This is a genomic window from Legionella navarrensis, from assembly GCF_052527415.1.
The window spans coordinates 1-17,412 of record NZ_JBNVZR010000030.1; the positions used below are offsets into that span (position 1 = coordinate 1).

Consider the following 17,412-nt stretch of genomic DNA (forward strand, 5'->3'; position numbering starts at 1 on the left):
CTGTAAGGCTAAATCTATCCATTTCTTTTCTGCAGTCATACCGTTAAACCCTTCTTTAGCACATGACGATCACATGAAATTTAACATGGTCTGAATTAAAATTTTACTTATCACAGGAAGAGGATCACATGAGAAAGTCATTTAAATCATATGGTTAGTTGAATATGGGGGCATATAATCATATGAGGTTCAGATACTGGAAATAAAATAACTTAATAATGATAATCAATTCAATCACATGAGATATGGTTTTAACATTATCAATAGCCGAGGTCCGTCCAGGAGTCGTTGACGAAGACATAAAAAAGATGAATGATGAGAATGAAGACCGCATAACCAGGGAGGAATATGCTATGGTATTTTTCGTTAATGGCCCAACGTCAGCATTGTCTGACTGGTCTGAGTTCGCGTTACCGCAAACGCAGCCAGGCTCGGTTATTGATTATAAAATCATGCTTATCGGTGATGATTCATCAGGGAAGACCAGCCTTGTAGACCGATTTGGTAAAAAAAGCTTTACGGGTAATTCGGATATCACCATAGGCGTTGATTACAGCAAATTTAAACTGTACACGGCCGATCAGATATTCAGGCTGCATTTGTGGGATACGAGTGGACAAGAGCGATTTAAGGGAATAATAAGCCCTTATTACGCCAGAAAAGATGCCATTATTGTCTGCTTCAGTTTCGACGATCCCTCATCGTTCCAGCACCTGCCTTACTGGTTAGATAAAATCACCCCAGACGATAACGGCAGATACCCTGGTATTATTCTGGCTGGAACAAAGTCGGATCTCAGAGAGCAACAGGTGTCCGACGAGCAGATTACCGATCTGATGACGCGCTGGAATAACGAGCATCCCGATATGTCCATTGACGGATACATTGAAACCAGCGCCAAAACAGGCATGAATGTCGAGCTGCTGTTTAAAAAAACAGCGCAAACCTGCTGGATTAGACAACAGACAAAGACAACGATGCCAGTCGAACAGGCTGTTACCATAAAAAACGAAATTGCCGGGCGCATTGCGCGCTATATTGCCGAAACGGATCGGAAGCGAGATGCTCAGGGAAGCTTTGCAGGCGACTTTTCGCTGTTTGCCGCAGCCCGTGCCCATAATCGCGAAATAGACTATCAAATTGCCCGGCAGTTACAGGACGAGTTGAACGGCACAGACGATCTGCGCTCCATTTTTCATCCCCTTCATCTGGACAGACTGCGCCAACAGGCAGTGAGCCGTCATGCCGGACTGAGACAGGGTAATCCTGGTTTTTTCAGTCTGTCGCATGATATCAGCCGGGGAAGACTCGGTATTATCTGGAACGACAGTGTTGACCTGATTACACACACGATGGCAGCCGCTCCGTAAGCATGTTGTGCCTTGGCCAGTGCGGGTTAGATATAAGGCATTGGTCCGGCATCTGGCTTCGGATGTTGCTCCTCAGGAGGTAAAGCATGAGCGGCGAAAAAGCCGAACTGACTCAGATGCCCGTCATTCGATGACGAGGCCGCGACAACCGCTGTCGGCTCACCGGAGCCCGTAAAACTGACCATCTCTCGAAAACCCTCCAGCAAAGAAGCAGCATACAGAGCCAGGTATTCCTCCAGATTTCGCCCCCATGCATCTCTGTCGTTGATAAGTATCTCTATCCTGTCGGGCTCAAGCCCTTTCATCAGACTGAGTATGGCCGGAAAACACGCGGGCCTGGCGCAGGCAACAAAGCGCGGGATATACCACCCCGATACGCGCTGGCTGAGACATTTTGCCCGAACATCGGCATTCAACGCCTGCAGCACCGGCAACCAGGCCTGCAGAGCCACGCTGTCGCACCAGTAAACAAGATGGCCGAGCAGATTGCTGCCTTTATTGTTTTGCTGTAACAACAGGTCAGCCACCGAACCGGCATCAAGAAAACCCAGGATGTCCCGCAGATTTTTAATCTCGTCGGGGAAATGTCGGCTTACCCATTGCAGGGCATTTTGCCCCATGCCAGTGGTATCCTTCAGGCAATTAGATATTGGCAATTTAATATGGCCGATCAGGTCTTTAAATTCTGGCAATTTCAGGCAAGTCAGGAGAGCAGGCAGATCTCCCGCTGTGATATTCGGATGGCGCGCCTCTGGCAGTTTCTTCCAGATAGCACTGAACAGCTTGTTATATAGTTCGGCAACAGTCTTCAAATCAATACATCCGGATCAGTCAGGACGCGTATCGTATTTAATGAGCAACCATTTTTCAAGAAAAACAGGCAGAAAGCCCCTCTTTCGTCATGCTCCAATCAGTCGAGCTTTAAGAAAACTCGGAATGTCCCTGAAATGTGCCGCCAGCGCCTGTGGAACCGGTGCCTTGCCCGTCATATCGATGAGGTTGACGGCAATATTGTCGCGCGAGGTGTTGACCATCTGCTCAATGTTATACCCCATTTTCGACAGGCTCTCGGTTATGCTCCCAATGGCACCGGGAACATTGCGGTTGATAATGAGCAGGCGATGGCAATTAGCGGAGGGTAGCACCGGGAGAAAAATATTGGGAAAATTGACCGAATATTCGATATTTCCGCTTTCAAGATAGCGACGGATATTACGAATCACCATCTCCGCCGAATTTTGTTCGGCTTCGTGCGTGCTGGCCCCCAAATGCGGAAAACTCAAAACCCCGGGCTGAGAAGCCAGCTTGACGGTCGGGAAATCGGTGATATAACCCATCATTTTTTTATTGCTGAGCATGGATAAAACCGCTTCTTCGCTGACGATTTTTTCACGCGAAAAATTGAGGAGCAAGGCTTCGCTTTTCAGCAAGGGCAAATTTGTTTCATTCAACAGATGCGTGGTATCCGTCGTTAACGGCACATGCAGACTGATAATATCCGCATGACGCAACACCGTGTTCATATCATCGACTTTTTCAATGCTGGGCATTAAGGCCAGCGCATTAGACAGGGAAATATTCGAGTCAAACGCCATCACCCGCATACCCAGCCCCAGGGCCGCATTGGCAACCTTAACGCCAATATGGCCCAGACCAATCACTCCCAGCGTTTTTCCTGAAATTTCATGGCCAACAAATTTCTTTTTCTGATGCTCAATTTCGCGGTGCACCGTTTGCTGATCATTTTTTGTCAGCTGGTTCAAAAACGTCATCGCTTCATTAAGATGCCGATACCCAATCAACAAAGCCGCCAGCACCAGCTCTTTTACGGCATTGGCGTTGGCGCCGGACGCATTGAACACGGGCACCCCCATGCCGGTCAGTTTATCTATGGGGATATTGTCGGTACCCGCCCCGGCCCGACCGACCGCCAGCAGATTATCCGAAAACGCATGGTCATGCAGAACGCGGGAGCGAACCAGGATAACGTCTGGAGCGGCCGCGTCTGCGCTTAACTGATAACGCTCTGGCTCAAACAGACCCAGCCCTTTCTGTGAAATATTGTCCAGAACATTAACGGTAATCATGGTGCCACTCCTTGGTTTGATGTGTCAGTCTCAATTTAGCTCCGTTTCTATTTAATTTTGACAGGTAAAAATATTGCAAGCCATGCTAAAAGTATGTCGTCCCCGCGCAGGCGGGGATTCATCTCTATCAAGGCACATGTCAAAATCAAATGGAAACCCTGTTAGTTTCGATTGAGACTGATTTTTTCCAAAGTATAGAGCATTTTCAGGCACGCTTATCCAGGCCCAGTTCTACAGCAAACGCCAGACCCAGGCGAGTGAAATTAAGCATGTGCTCAAGACTGATAATATCCAGTCTGTCCTGCGCGGTATGCACATAAGGATTGTCATCCGCCAGCGTGGTTGCTGACGGATAGCTTGCCTTGAAGTCAGCAAAATACCAGTTGGCATGATCGCTGCAGGCATAGCCGCAGTGTGTATAGCCAACAGGAACGCCAACATAATCCGTCAAGAGATCCGCTGTAAAGCGGGTGAGCTGCGGGTCAACGTAATCATCAATAAGCCAGATGGTCTTATCGGCAGGATTCGCACGATATCCAGCCTGATCCAGCTGCAACACCCCCGCCACCTGAACGGCCCGGTCCAGGAAGGATTCCACAACGTAGGCAGAACCAACAAGACCTTCCTCTTCGGCCGCATAGGCGATGATATAGACCGGTCTGTCCAGACGGATCTTGCTGGCCAGGAGCACCCGACTCACTTCCAGTCCCACCGCGATGCCGCTGGCATCGTCATCAGCACCCGGCTTGTTGCCGCTCAGGGTATCGATGTGAGCGCCAATTACGATACCAGGCTTGCGTTTACCCTTGCCAATCACGGTGACAACCGATGGCTGACGGTAACGTGTTCCCGTTTCGATGTAATAGCTGCTGACGTCTGTGCGTCCGTATTCACGCGCCATGCTGTCAAACTGTTGTTTATACCAGTTGGCTGCGGCAACGCCTTCATTCGTTTTGGCCGCCCGATTGACGTAATCCGTCAGATGCTGCATGTTTTGCCAGATTTTTTCGGGTTGTATTAATTCGTATAAATCCATCACCTCGGCTTTGTGGCTGAGCGTTGGGAGTCTACTGGCTCGAGCCGTTTTTTTCTGGCCGGTCTGTGTCAATAAACGCAGAGGAGTTGGCCGGTGTCGCCAGGGCTCCAGATTGATAAATCGGCCCTGTGAGCCATCATGCAGCCTTTGCATCAGATCGTCGTCCAGGATGGCCTGAACCAGACTGAACCCATCAGCCTGACTCAACAACTGCACGTGGTCCTTTACCTGCTCATATTTGGCATTGGTCATTAACAGTTGGTCGGGCTTTGTCAGCGAGGCCGCCGCACAGTTCATGCTGCAGGTCAGGCCGGCCAGTAAGGCAAAAAAACCGGATTTGATAAACATATTGCATACCTCCTTTGTCAGACTTTGTTGGACATGCCGGCTATCCCCCGGCATATAGCCGCGGATGATAGCCTGGTCAGGAGGTAATAACACCCATTTCAGCTATAAATTTTTGCGCCCGAACCCATGGCACAGTCGACAATGGCCTCTTCACCCATTGGCGAAAAATCAGTCGCATTCAGTACGACAGCCGACAATGTCAGGTGATTATTATCCTTCAGCATATACTGTATGTGCTGGTAGGTAGCGTGTCTGGGGAAGTTTGGATCGTTGAGCGTAAAATGCGTCAAAGAGGCCACTATTCTTCCATCAGAAGCGAGTACGATTTCATTAGGAGTGAACAAAGCCATGCCATCAACGGCCGGAATGCTGTTTTTAACAGCCGTGCACTGAGCAAAATTAATGGCGATTCGCACCATGCTGCCCTTGCTTACGGCTGACTTTACCGCAGCGTAATCAGGCAGGTTGACGGCGTCGGCAGAGGCTGTTTTTGCAATCAAAAACAAAGAAGCCATCATCCACTTTTTCATATTGTTCATCAGTAATATCCTTATCTGGTAAGCCCTGTATCGGGCCGGTTATGTATTGCGCATAGAGCATGACATCATCGCGTTCATCGTTCAAGATCCCCCCATTTCTTTCTTCGAAACACGGGCAATTATTCTGTCCAGAAGAGCCGTACTAAGCACTCGCTTCATAACAGCCATTAAATGCGTTGGAAAAGTCACTCTGTATTTGGGCTTAGGATGTTTTTTTTCAACAGCCTTTATCAGCTTACAGACAACAGCATCAGCGCCGCGCGTAAACACGGACTCTGTTTTTTGCTGTCGATACTGCCCCAGCATATGCTGATATTGCGTTTTAAAATAACTGTGCTCCGTGTCGATTTTTTTCAGGGCTCCATCAATGGCATTATCACGAAAACGACTTTCGATAGGCCCGGGCTCGATGGTAATCACCTGAATGCCGGACGGCTTCAGTTCCAGGCGCAGAGTATCGCTTAAACCTTCCACCGCGTACTTTGAGGCATTGTAGGCACCGCGAAACGGCATGCTGATAAAGCCCAGCACCGAACTGATGTTGATGATGCGACCGTTGCCCTGCTGGCGCATCCATGGGATCACCCGACGCGTTAAATCCATCAGGCCAAACACGTTGGTTTCAAACTGCTCGCGCAGGAGCTCACGAGACACGTCTTCAAGAGCGCCAGCCTGACCGTATCCAGCGTTATTAATGAGAACATCCAGCCTGCCACCGGTCATTGTGTGCACCTGCTCAAGAGCAGCGGTAATCGATTCCGGCAGCGAAACATCCAGCAGTACCGCAGTCAGGCCAGATGCACTGAGGCGTTCAAGATCAATGGCACTACGGCAGGACGCAATTACGCGATGCCCGCGTTTAGCCAGGGTATGTGCGGCATCGTATCCTATTCCGCTGGAACAACCTGTAATCAAAATTGTTTTTACTGACATAAGAACACTCCGAATCCCGTATCGCAAAAAGATAAATTTTAGACCATTATATGCTACTATTAGACAATATAGGCCGATGTAACTATACAGATATTCACAGGGAGTAGCCATGGATAAACTATCCGAGCAGGAATTGTTACTGCTGAGAGGCAGCCGTTTATTAAGCGGATTCAATGCGGAAACGATGGATAGGTTTCTTAAGCTGATACACCGGGCCAGCTATGAGCCGGGTGAAACCCTGTTACAGGAAGGAGGCGGGAATGATCGTGTGCAGATCATCGTATCCGGCACGGTAAACCTGTTTAAAACCGATAAAAACAAAGAACAGGAACAAATTGGAACCCTGCAGAGTGGTCAGTCGCTTGGCGAAATGCAGATTGTCAAAAATCGACCCTGTACGGTTACCGTCAAGGCTGCCGAGCCTGTGGTTGTGCTGTACGTCCTGCTCGACGATCTTCGCTCCGAGAAAAACAGAGATTGTTACGATGCCATTCTGGACTCGGTTATTACGGTTTTAAACGACCGCCTCTCCCACGGAAATGAGTCGGTTGTTACTCAAATCAGCGCCAAAAAATCGAAGGCCAGGCAGTTGTTTTTCGCTCTGCTGCTGATGGTTACCTTTGGCGTGCTGCTGACCGAAGCCGGGCTGGCTATCTATTACGCGACTAACACAGAAGATTTCTGTGCTAAACGGTCTGAGGTCACTGGCAGCGAAACAGTTAAAGGCCACACCCAGGTGTGGTAGGCTCGATATCTGGTCTGCCGGGATTCAGCCGACTTGAAATTTATCTCACAGGATTTAAACTGGTTGCCCAGGTTCCTCACACCAAGGGGGACGTCGCCGGTGTATCAAAATACACGGGTTCCAGGAAGGAGAATACTGATGAGATGCTACGTGCTGTTAAGGCGCATGAATCATGAAGACATGGATGAGCGCGGCATGAATACCAACCCAATAGAATGGGCCATACCCGCAGGTCACCGCGATCTCATCACGATGTTCGTCAATAACTACATCGGCAGCATCAAGCAATCGATGGCTGAATTTATTGACCATCTCGAACCAGGCAGATACCATCACGCAGAACGAGAGGGCTACCATCTTTACGCGCGAACGCTGGGACACCACTGCTTTGGCATCGCCACGGATACCGAGCTGACAGGCAAGCAGCTGAACCATCTGTGTCGCTATCTGCTTATTGATGAGCTGCCCATGCAGACCGTGGCTGATGATGTGATTGGCCATACCGTTAACAGAGAAATAGAAGCCATAAAACGCGAACTGGCAGAAACCACGGACATTATGAAAAGTAATTTACAGAAAATGGAGCTGCGTGGTGCACTCTTAAAAGAACTGGAAGAAGGAACCCGCATGCTTGAACAGGAGGCCATTATCTTTCATCACGAAGCCAGAGAACTGAATCGCTGCTGGCCCGACTTTTGTGGCCGCTGGTTTACCTTACCCTCTTTGTCATGGCCATTTAAATGAACGAAATTATACTGGCGACCGGCAATGCCGGAAAAATCGCTGAACTTGAGGCTATTCTGGCCCCGGCCCACTGCATCAGCCAAAGCTCGCTGGGCATAGACAGCGTAGAAGAAACGGGCCTGAGCTTCGTTGAAAATGCCCTGCTCAAGGCCCGTCATGCCAGCCGCATCAGCAATAGACCGGCTCTGGCCGATGATTCGGGTCTGGCTGTGCTGGCCCTGCAGGGTGAACCTGGCATTTACTCTGCCCGCTACGCCGGTCCCGATGCCAGCGACGAAGACAACATCACCAGGTTACTGGACAGACTGTCACAAACGGCCGATGACCAGCGGCAGGCTTATTTTTACTGCGCCATAGCCCTTGTGCAACATGCCAATGACCCAACCCCTCTGATAGCCTGCGGTAAAGTGCATGGCAGTATTACCCGTAAGCCTTCAGGATCCCATGGATTCGGCTACGATCCTGTATTTTATCTGCCAGAGCTGGGCTGCACCATGGCCGAACTGGCGACTGATGTAAAAAACACGCTCAGCCACCGGGCCAGGGCATTGCAACAGCTCAAACATCTTCTGGCCGGACATGATTGATATCGATGCTCTGTTTCACGAAGCGCGCCAGCATCAGCATCGCGGAGAGCTGTCTGATGCCTTGGCACTCTATGAGCGCATTCTTCAACACCAGCCCAGTCACGCAGATGCCTGGCATGGACAAGGCCTGATTTACGCCCAGCAGGGCCAGATGCCGGAGGCCATTCGCTGCCTTGAGCAGGCAATGAGGCTTGCACCGGATAATCCTGCGGTGCATAACAATCTGGGCAACGCCTGGAAAAATACCGGACAGACAGAACAGGCTATTGCCCAGTATCAGCAGGCCATTGCTCTGGCCCCAGACTACGCGCAGGCGCACAATAATCTGGCTGGGATATATGCCCGTCAGGGATTATACCAGGCCGCGCTGCGCCATTATCATCTGGCCGTTCATGCAGAACCTGACTTTAGCGCGGCCCATTTTAATCTTGGTCTGCTGCTGCTTAATCACCATCAGCTGCGACACGCAGAAACGCAGTTCCGCAATGTTCTGAGCCTGAACCCTGAACACCTTGATGCGCAATTCTATCTCGGTGTACTGGCCCTCGAAGAAGAAAGGCTTAACGAGGCTGAAGCGTGTTTCAGCAAGGTTATTCAACATGATCCAAACCATGTGCAGACCCTGTGTAACCTTGGCATTGTGGCGCTCAAACACCAACAGGGGCAGCTGGCCATCGATTATTTCAGCAAAGCGCTGGCACTGGACAACGATCACAGCGAATCACGCAACAACCTGGCGGCGACCTTCATGCATTATGATCGCTTTGAAAACGCGCTTATGCATTACGATGTGTTATTGCAGCGGGATCCGGACAACATCGATTATCTGTATAACAGTGGTGTCGCAGAGATGGCTCTGGGACATTTGAATGAGGCGACCGGGCATTTCGAACATTTACTCAGCCTGCAGGGGGATCATTTTTCGGCCCTGAACAATCTGGCGGCCATTTTTATCCGCCTGGAAAATCGCAGCAAGGCCCGGGAACTGCTCAAAAAAGCCGTAGCTGCCAATCCGGCTGATACAGCCAGTCAGCATATGTTGCGCGCCCTGTCGGGCAAGACAGACAAGGCGGAAACCTCGCCTGAATACGCAGAAAATTTATTTAATAATTACGCGCTGTTTTACGATCAGCATCTCCGGCAGCAACTGCATTACACCCTGCCCAATCAGCTGCTGAAACTGTTGGCCGAACTGGGTATTTCTTCTTCGGCTCACAGTCTGGATCTCGGCTGTGGTACGGGTCTGAGCGGTCAGGTGTTGCGGGATGTCAGCCAGCGGCTCGATGGTGTCGATATTGCCGCTAAAATGATAGCGCAGGCGCGTGAAAAAGGAATTTACGATCAGTTGACGGAATCTGAGCTGGTATCCTTTCTGCACCAGACACCGGAACAATACAATCTGATAGTCGCGCTGGACGTGCTGCCTTATCTGGGTGATCTGCAACCCTTGTTCGCAGCCGTAAGTGACCGCCTGCTTAAGGACGGCTGGTTTATTTTCAGTACCGAAATCAGTGAAACATCGTCCTGGGAACTGCAGGAAAACGCCCGCTTCCGCCATCATAGCGATTATTTACGTGGTTTAGCCAATAGATACGGTTTCAGCGTCATCAGCCAGGAGGTGGTCATCGCGCGGCGTCAGGAAGGCAACGCCGTACCGGAGTATCTCATCGCCTTACAAAGATTACCGTAGCCCGGATTAGGTACAGTAATCCCGGATGTCAGATATATAATCTAAAATGGCACAGTCATATCACCATCAAAGCGCTGCAACTGAACACGAAACACGTCTTTGATGGCTTCGAGAGCGTCGCTGTCACGCGCTTCAAAACGCACAATCAGGCAGGGCGTTGTGTTAGACGCGCGTATCAGACCCCATCCATGCGGATATTCCACACGCAGTCCATCTACCCGCACAATACGGGCCTGGCCGAAATCCGCCTCAACACTCATACGCTGCATGAAAGCAAACTTGTCCTGATCCGCAATGGGGATTTTAATTTCAGGGGTGTTCACACTGTCCGGGATAATCTGAAATTGCCCGTCTACCGACATGGGGCGGACGCTGAGCGCCTCCAGTAAACGACAGGCACTGTACAAGGCATCATCAAACCCGTACCAGCGATCCCGGAAGAACAGATGGCCGCTCATTTCACCAGCCAGCGCAGCGTTCGAGCTTTTCATGACGCCTTTCACAATGGAATGGCCGGTGGGGCACATCAGAGGCAGACCTCCTGCCGCTTCAATCACCTCGGCCAGATGGGCGGAACACTTCACGTCATACACAATTGTAGCCCCTGGCCTGTCTTTCAGAATTTCCCGTGCGTAAAACATCATTAAGCGATCAGGCCAGATGACCTTACCCAGGTTAGTCACCACACCCAGACGATCCGCATCCCCATCAAAGGCCAGACCAATATCGGCCTGGTGCCGGGCAACGGCTGCCTTTAAATCCGTCAGGTTTTCCTCAATGGTGGGATCGGGATGATGATTGGGAAATCGTCCATCCACGTCACAATACAACGAAATCACCTCACAGCCCAGCTGAGCGAGCACGCCCGGAATAACCGGACCAGCGATGCCATTGCCACAATCCACGACCACTTTAAACGGACGCTGCAGATGCACATCCTGAACGACACGGGCTACGTAGTCAGGCAGAACGTCCTGCGAACGCAGCTGCCCTTTGCCCTGCATGAATTTGCCGGCCTGCACCAGCTCGAATAGCAGATCGATGTCCGCCTGCACCAGGGTTTTACCAGCCAGGACCATTTTAATGCCATTATATTCGGCCGGATTATGGCTTCCAGTGACCATCAGCCCGCAGTCAATGCCTTGTTCGTGCACCGCGTAATACATGACGGGCGTAGCCACTGAGCCCAAATCAACCACATGAATACCGCTGTCCAGCAGACCTTGTATCAGAGCAAAGACAAGGCCGTCACTGGTTAATCGACCATCCCGGGCAACGAAAATGGAATCGCGGGACAAATCGCGCAGTCGACAGGCAATGGCCAGGCCGATGGTGTAGAAAGCATGCTCGTCAAAATCCTGATTAATAATGCCGCGAATGTCATAAGCCCGGAACACCGAGCGATCGATCTGTCTTGTCTGATATTTCAAAATGCCTCCGGAGTTGAACTGATTTAATTAGAATCTACTGCCGTCCAGAGCTGCCGAAACCACCTTCACCCCGGCTGCTTTCCTGAAAACTGTCTACCACAGTGAACGCCGCGCGTACCACGGGTAAAAAGACCAGTTGAGCAATGCGATCGCCGGGCTGTATGGTAAAGTGCTCCTGATTGCGATTCCAGCAGGATATTTTTAATTCGCCCTGATAATCCGAATCAATCAGACCGACCAGATTACCCAACACGATGCCGTGTTTATGACCAAGTCCCGAGCGCGGCAGAATAACCGCGGCAAGACCAGGATCCGCAATGTAAATCGCCAGTCCCGTGGGCAGCAATACCGTTTCACCGGGGGCTATCTGCAAAGGCTCATCAAGGCAGACACGCAAATCCAGTCCGGCGGAACCGGCTGTTGCATAAGCCGGTAAATCGATGCTGTCACCGACGCGAGGATCAAGAATTTTAAGTTGAATCGATTGTTCCATGTTATTTACCTCATGTTGAATGGCCGGCATTCTGCAGGCTTGCGGCAAGGATTGCAATAATCTGTCCGGCAAGGCGCACTTTGCAGGCTGCTGGCAAGGGAGTTTCCGCGTGCTCTGTTATCACACATACTTCGTTTTCATCGTGGTCAAAGCCCAGATTGGCCCCTACCTGATTGGCAATGATCATATCCACCTGCTTATTCAGGCGCTTTTTCCTCGCCGCGGCCAGCACATCATTGGTTTCAGCGGCAAACCCAACCACATAAGCGGCCTTGCCGCTCTGAGCAACCGCCGCGAGGATATCCGGGTTTTGTTTCAGTTCCAGCTTAAGCCCTGGGTTTTTATCTTTTTTTATCTTCTGACTGGCGGCATGCTGAGGCGCGTAATCCGCGACCGCCGCACAGCCAATGAAGATAATACCTGGCGACAGATTCGCCATCACCTGATGATACATGTCGCTGGCAGAAACAACCCTGTGCACCGTCACACCGGCCGGCAGATCCAGCGCCGTGGGGCCGCTGATCAAAGTTACCCTCGCACCGGCAATAGCCGCTGCCTGAGCCAGAGCGTAGCCCATTTTTCCTGAACTGAAATTCGACAGATAACGCACCGGATCCAGCGCTTCACGTGTTGGCCCGGCCGTGATCAACAGCTCTCGTCCTGCCAGCAGGTTCTGTACCGGATACAGGCGCAGCGCATTAATGATGGCCCCCATGTCGCTCAGGCGCCCAAAACCAAACTCGCCACAGGCCTGAGCCCCCTCGTCCGGCCCGACAAGCATCACGCCACGCTGCCGCAGGAGGTCGCAATTGTGTTGTGTCGCAGGATGTGCCCACATGCTGCGATTCATGGCCGGGCAGACAATCACAGGCGTTTCCGCGACCAGATATAGAGTTGACAGGAGATCATCCGCCAGCCCCTGGGCAAATTTCGCCAGACAGTTGGCCGTAGCTGGCGCCACCAGCAGATAATCTGCCCAGCGCGCCAGCTCAATATGTCCCATGGCGCGCTCAGCCTGCTCATCAAATAAATCCACGCGCACGTCGTGACCGCTGACGGCCTGCAGGGTCAATGGGGAGATAAACTGCTGTGCCGATTCGGTCATGACCACACGCACTTCAGCGCCAAGGCGCGTCAGCTCGCGCACCAGCAATGCGGATTTGTAGGCGGCAATGCCACCGCAAATACCCAGCACAATTTTTTTGCCCGCAAAATCTTGCATGCTCAACCCGTTTTGATTAAGAATACCCGAGATCAAAACACAAACCTCGCCATAAAGGAATAAAAATAATGACGCAGCCAACCGTGCCGCCTTTGCGCCTGCGCGAAAAATTAGCCACCTTCGGTCCTGACAGCCTCTCCGATACCGAGTTATTAGCCATTTTCATCAGTTCAGGCAGTGGCAGAAAATCCTGTCTGCAGCTTGCCCAGGAACTCATCCGCCACTGTGGTGACCTGCGCGCGGTGATTAATGCGGATCCGCAAACCTTCAAAAAAATCAATGGGCTGGGAGATGTCCGTTACCTGCAGATTCAGGCCGCCCGCGAAATATGTCGGCGCAGCGATTTTATCGCCCTGCAAAAAGAAACACAGCTGAACAACTCACAGGCGACAGGCACGTACATGAAACGACAATTGCGTGATCGCAAAAACGAAACCTTTGCAGCGCTGTTTCTCGATAATCAACACCGCGTGATAAGCTATGAGGAATTATTTCAGGGGACAATCAACAGCGCCAGTGTTCATGCCCGCCCACTGGTTCAGCGCGTGCTGACATTGAATGCTGCTGCTGTCATCCTCGCTCACAACCACCCTTCCGGTCTGCCGGATCCGAGCCAGAATGACCTGGAAATCACGGAACGATTGCAACATGCGCTGGATTTGGTTGACGTACGATTGCTAGATCACCTCATAATTGGTGATAATGAAATATATTCTATTTTGAGTAAGATAAAATGGACTTGTCACTAGACAGAAAAATGGATGCGAAACGCCCGGATGTACTGGTTGTCGGCGCCGGCCCGGTTGGCCTTTTTTGCGCAAACGAGCTGATTCGACAGGGACTGACCTGTCGCATACTGGATAAAAAATCTTCCCTGAGTGAGCATTCCAAGGCGCTGGGCATTCATATCCGTACCCTTGACGTCTTACAGGACACCGGTTTTCTTGATGCCTTCCTTGCAAAAGGTCTGGCCGTACATGGCCTCACGCTGAAATCATCCGGCCACTGCCTCGCCAGTCTGGATTTCAAAAACATTGGCTCCAGCCGCGATTATCTGATTGATCTGCCCCAGGATCAAAGCGAAGCCATCCTGTATCAGGGGCTGCTGGACAAGGGAGTCCAGGTAGAATGGCAGACGGAACTGCTCAATATGGAACAGACCGCTGATCAGGTCATCGCGCGCATCAGACAGGCCGATGGCTCTGAAACAGACATTCATGCCGATTGGATCATTGCCTGCGACGGCGCGCACAGCCGCCTGCGTCATTTGATTCATGCTGATTTTGCAGGTTCAGCCTACGAACAGAACTGGTGGCTGGCCGATCTGCATATCAACTGGTCTCTGCCAGAAGACCGAATGATGCTTAACGCCAGTCTTCAAGGCCCCCTCGCCTGTTTCCCCATGGGTAACAAACGCTATCGTCTGGTAATGACAGCTCCTGATGATAACCCGTCGCCCGGGCTGGCCGATATTCAGCAGGCCTTTAACGTGCGCAGTTCTGATGCCGCACTCCTGTCTGATCCCGTCTGGATTACGCCCTTTTCCATTCATCATCGCCAGATTCAGCAGTATCGCCATCAGCGTCTCTTTTTTTGCGGTGATGCCGCGCATATTCACAGCCCCATGGGCGGCCAGGGATTAAATACCGGTATTCAGGATGTGTATAATCTGGTCTGGAAACTGGCGCTGGTTCAACAGGGGAACGCAGCTGACAGCCTGCTGGACAGTTATCACGAAGAGCGCTACCCCGTAGGCAAGGCTGTTCTGAAAAAGACCGACGCCATGACCCGCATGCTCCTCATTAAACAACCTTTTCTGCTTGCCATGCGAAATCGCCTCATTCATTTGCTGGCGTCTTTTTCAGCGTTTCGCAGAATGATGGCCCGCGATCTGGCCGAACTGAATATTTCTTACGCCAAAAGCCCGATTGTAAAAAGTATGGGCAGGAAAACCCGATTAAAGGCGGGCGAATACGCCCCGCACATGCTCCTGAAAAATCTACAGGATCGCAGTCACCTGACGTTGAATGAGATTTGTGCCGACAATCAGCATCATCTGTTTTTATTTGTCGGAAAAGAAGACCGGGTGAGCAAAACCAGCATGAAAGCCGCGGTTCTGGCGCCTAAATTCAGAAACGTACTGCAAGTCCATGTGATTTTGCTCGACACACCATCGGTGTATCCTGAGTCTCTGTCCATATGGATCGATGTCAACCAATCCATCCACCAGCAGTTCAGGCTGGAAGCTCCCACCGCCATGCTGATCCGGCCGGACAAGTATATCGGACTGGTGCAGTCGCCCATGAATCTGGTGGACCTGCAGGCCTGGCTGCATCATTTGTTTACCAGCGCGCCGGCAGACGAGGGACAGAGTGAATGAGACTCTATCATTAGGTATGGGCATCAGCGCATGTTATCGCTATTTTTATCAATTTATGTCAAATTAGCGTATCGAAACAGGGCAAGCGCGTCTAAACAAATAGAATCAGCTCAGTCTGCCTACGTTCCGCGCTTTATGCGCGGAATCCAGTACGGAATTCGGTACAAGTCCGTCGGATGCGGTGCGTAAGGCACGGCACGCAATTGAGACTGCTTCCGTGCTCAGAATTTAGATGCGGTTACCCTGCCTATGAAAAATTGCTTTTACTGATTCTGGATTATTGAGGACGGATTATGCGTTACCTGACTGCGAGCCTGTTATTTTTTACGTCACTGATTGCCCATGCCGATACCATGGACCATTACATGGGTATTTCAAACCAGATTCCCCAAATGGAAATGAAGGCGGATCCTCAGGCACAGACCTGGGCGCGTTCAGCGCGCAATGTATTGATCATCACCAACGAATCCATCGCCGAAACCCTGATACAGGCGAATGAGCTGGCTAAAAACCAGGGGCAGGCGTTCTTTTGCCTACCAGCCGGCGTGACCCTGAACGCGAATACCTTAAATGACGTGATACTGAAAACCTACCGCGAATTATCCAGCCAGCAGAGCGACAAAGACAAAATGACCGTCTCGCAGATGGCCTGGCTGGGCGTGAGCAAAACCTGGCCCTGCCAGGCTCCTGCGGTCAATAAGGCGATGGCACCGCTTGTACAACAGATTCAACATGCCAATGCCAGATAGTATGTCATGTCCTTGAGTTACTCGTGCGTGCGTGCCGTCCCCCGGATTATATGATCACCGGGCTCAGCCCGATACTCAATAATATCTCCGGGAAGGCATTGCAGGTAGGCGCAAATGGCATCAAGAGTCGACAGTTTAATTGCCTTTGCCTTTCCATTTTTGAGAATGGAAAGATTGGCTTCCGTTATCCCAATGGCCTCAGCTAATTCCTTTGAACGGCATTTTCGTCTGGAGAGGATAACATCTAAATTCACAATAATGGCCATGGGTATTTTCCTTAAATCGTTAATTGGGCATCCGCTTTTAATAGCTGTGCCTCTTTAACAATCCATGACGCGATTAAAATAATAGCAGCGGTAATCAGTGTTGCTATGTTGGTCGTACTTAATGAAATAGTCGCAAATCGCTCGCCCACGGGATTGTTAAAAGTCAGTGCCGCCGTTATTAAAGGCTGGTAAATGATATGAACCAACTCGCCTGCAATCATATAAATACTGATAGCCTTAATCAGTCTGATGTTGCTTTCTTCAAATAAATATCCCTGCCCATATAAGTGGAAAAGCCCGGCTAACTGGTGGCAAATCAGGACCGTAATTGATAAAGGCAGTAACTGTATTGCCAAAATAATTAATCGATGCCAAAGCGAAAAATGACCAACATCCTGAATTTGTGAGGACGAAATAATCGAGTCAAAAAAGCCGGCGTTGAGAACGTCTCCTAAGTGAAAAAAAATCAAATACGCCGTTACAAGAGGCAAGAGCAGACAGACAGCACGAAAGAAAAAACAAAGTAGTTGACTGGTTGTTTTTATTTTTTGCATGACAGATTCCTTTATTTATTGTTCGAGTTGCCTATTATAATAATTAATTATCGATTTACAATAATTAATTATTATAAAATGCAATTTATTTTTTATATTTCTTCAAATAGGTATGAGAAAGTGGAACATCAGGGCTGCACTCTGGCACGAAACAGACTCCCTTCGCCCCAAACACAGGGAGAAGGGAGCGGTACGGTGTGAAAATGGAATATCAGGACTACGGTCTGGCACAACACAGG

The 17,412-nt window shown here is 50.5% G+C and carries 18 protein-coding genes; 8 read left to right on the top strand and 10 right to left on the bottom strand.

What is annotated here, in order from left to right; translation table 11 throughout:
- Window positions 1-353: 353 nt before the first annotated feature.
- Complete coding sequence (locus ACQUTA_RS12480) at window positions 354-1,370, top strand: Rab family GTPase (RefSeq protein WP_444988593.1); 1,017 nt, start codon at window positions 354-356, stop codon at window positions 1,368-1,370.
- A gap of 26 nt (window positions 1,371-1,396) precedes the next feature.
- Here the strand turns inward: ACQUTA_RS12480 and ACQUTA_RS12485 are convergent, their stop codons facing one another.
- From ACQUTA_RS12485 to ACQUTA_RS12505, 5 genes are all read right to left on the bottom strand, one after another.
- On the bottom strand, window positions 1,397-2,182 hold the full coding sequence (locus ACQUTA_RS12485) for an HAD family hydrolase (RefSeq protein WP_444988594.1): 786 nt from the start codon (window positions 2,180-2,182) through the stop codon (window positions 1,397-1,399).
- An 87-nt stretch (window positions 2,183-2,269) separates the two neighbouring features.
- Window positions 2,270-3,457, bottom strand: a complete 1,188-nt coding sequence (locus ACQUTA_RS12490) for a 3-phosphoglycerate dehydrogenase family protein (protein WP_444988595.1) — start codon at window positions 3,455-3,457, stop codon at window positions 2,270-2,272.
- A gap of 205 nt (window positions 3,458-3,662) precedes the next feature.
- On the bottom strand, window positions 3,663-4,841 hold the full coding sequence (locus ACQUTA_RS12495) for a M20/M25/M40 family metallo-hydrolase (RefSeq protein ID WP_444988596.1): 1,179 nt from the start codon (window positions 4,839-4,841) through the stop codon (window positions 3,663-3,665).
- A 98-nt stretch (window positions 4,842-4,939) separates the two neighbouring features.
- Window positions 4,940-5,380, bottom strand: coding sequence for a VirK family protein (locus tag ACQUTA_RS12500; protein WP_444988597.1), 441 nt, complete (start codon window positions 5,378-5,380; stop codon window positions 4,940-4,942).
- An 81-nt stretch (window positions 5,381-5,461) separates the two neighbouring features.
- The gene (locus ACQUTA_RS12505) at window positions 5,462-6,313 is read right to left on the bottom strand and encodes an SDR family NAD(P)-dependent oxidoreductase (protein ID WP_444988598.1); all 852 of its coding nucleotides are present in this window, start codon (window positions 6,311-6,313) and stop codon (window positions 5,462-5,464) included.
- A 109-nt stretch (window positions 6,314-6,422) separates the two neighbouring features.
- Here ACQUTA_RS12505 and ACQUTA_RS12510 point away from each other — a divergent pair, with 109 nt between their 5' ends.
- From ACQUTA_RS12510 to ACQUTA_RS12525, 4 genes are all read left to right on the top strand, one after another.
- On the top strand, window positions 6,423-7,058 hold the full coding sequence (locus ACQUTA_RS12510; protein WP_444988599.1) for a cyclic nucleotide-binding domain-containing protein: 636 nt from the start codon (window positions 6,423-6,425) through the stop codon (window positions 7,056-7,058).
- 138 nt (window positions 7,059-7,196) lie between these two features.
- Window positions 7,197-7,802, top strand: coding sequence for a synaptobrevin family protein (locus tag ACQUTA_RS12515; protein WP_444988600.1), 606 nt, complete (start codon window positions 7,197-7,199; stop codon window positions 7,800-7,802).
- Window positions 7,799-8,389: an RdgB/HAM1 family non-canonical purine NTP pyrophosphatase gene (gene rdgB, locus ACQUTA_RS12520; RefSeq protein ID WP_444988601.1), complete on the top strand. Its 591-nt coding sequence runs from the start codon at window positions 7,799-7,801 to the stop codon at window positions 8,387-8,389. The genes ACQUTA_RS12515 and rdgB overlap by 4 nt, the downstream gene beginning before the upstream one ends.
- On the top strand, window positions 8,382-10,079 hold the full coding sequence (locus tag ACQUTA_RS12525) for a tetratricopeptide repeat protein (protein ID WP_444988602.1): 1,698 nt from the start codon (window positions 8,382-8,384) through the stop codon (window positions 10,077-10,079). Before rdgB ends, ACQUTA_RS12525 begins: the two co-directional genes overlap by 8 nt.
- Before the next feature lie 41 nt (window positions 10,080-10,120).
- On the opposite strand, the gene ACQUTA_RS12530 is transcribed toward ACQUTA_RS12525, so the two are convergent.
- The 3 genes from ACQUTA_RS12530 to coaBC are packed head-to-tail and all read right to left on the bottom strand — an operon-like array spanning window position 10,121 to window position 13,224.
- On the bottom strand, window positions 10,121-11,509 hold the full coding sequence (locus tag ACQUTA_RS12530; RefSeq protein WP_444988603.1) for a phosphomannomutase/phosphoglucomutase: 1,389 nt from the start codon (window positions 11,507-11,509) through the stop codon (window positions 10,121-10,123).
- A gap of 34 nt (window positions 11,510-11,543) precedes the next feature.
- Window positions 11,544-12,002 carry a dUTP diphosphatase gene (dut, locus tag ACQUTA_RS12535; RefSeq protein WP_444988604.1) on the bottom strand — a complete coding sequence of 153 codons (459 nt, stop codon included), beginning with the start codon at window positions 12,000-12,002 and terminating at the stop codon, window positions 11,544-11,546.
- A 10-nt stretch (window positions 12,003-12,012) separates the two neighbouring features.
- Complete coding sequence (coaBC, locus tag ACQUTA_RS12540) at window positions 12,013-13,224, bottom strand: bifunctional phosphopantothenoylcysteine decarboxylase/phosphopantothenate--cysteine ligase CoaBC (protein ID WP_444988605.1); 1,212 nt, start codon at window positions 13,222-13,224, stop codon at window positions 12,013-12,015.
- A 65-nt stretch (window positions 13,225-13,289) separates the two neighbouring features.
- Between coaBC and radC the strand changes: the two genes are divergently transcribed.
- The 3 genes from radC (at window position 13,290) to ACQUTA_RS12555 (ending at window position 16,353) form a co-directional block, all read left to right on the top strand.
- Window positions 13,290-13,973, top strand: coding sequence for a RadC family protein (radC, locus tag ACQUTA_RS12545; protein WP_444988610.1), 684 nt, complete (start codon window positions 13,290-13,292; stop codon window positions 13,971-13,973).
- The gene (locus tag ACQUTA_RS12550) at window positions 13,958-15,604 is read left to right on the top strand and encodes an FAD-dependent monooxygenase (RefSeq protein WP_444988606.1); all 1,647 of its coding nucleotides are present in this window, start codon (window positions 13,958-13,960) and stop codon (window positions 15,602-15,604) included. The genes radC and ACQUTA_RS12550 overlap by 16 nt, the downstream gene beginning before the upstream one ends.
- Before the next feature lie 293 nt (window positions 15,605-15,897).
- Complete coding sequence (locus ACQUTA_RS12555; protein WP_444988607.1) at window positions 15,898-16,353, top strand: phosphatase; 456 nt, start codon at window positions 15,898-15,900, stop codon at window positions 16,351-16,353.
- Between the two features lie 17 nt (window positions 16,354-16,370).
- Here ACQUTA_RS12555 and ACQUTA_RS12560 read toward each other — a convergent pair whose 3' ends face one another.
- The gene (locus ACQUTA_RS12560) at window positions 16,371-16,619 is read right to left on the bottom strand and encodes a helix-turn-helix domain-containing protein (protein WP_444988608.1); all 249 of its coding nucleotides are present in this window, start codon (window positions 16,617-16,619) and stop codon (window positions 16,371-16,373) included.
- A gap of 11 nt (window positions 16,620-16,630) precedes the next feature.
- Window positions 16,631-17,173: a DUF2975 domain-containing protein gene (locus tag ACQUTA_RS12565; protein WP_444988609.1), complete on the bottom strand. Its 543-nt coding sequence runs from the start codon at window positions 17,171-17,173 to the stop codon at window positions 16,631-16,633.
- Between the last annotated feature and the right edge of the window lie 239 nt (window positions 17,174-17,412).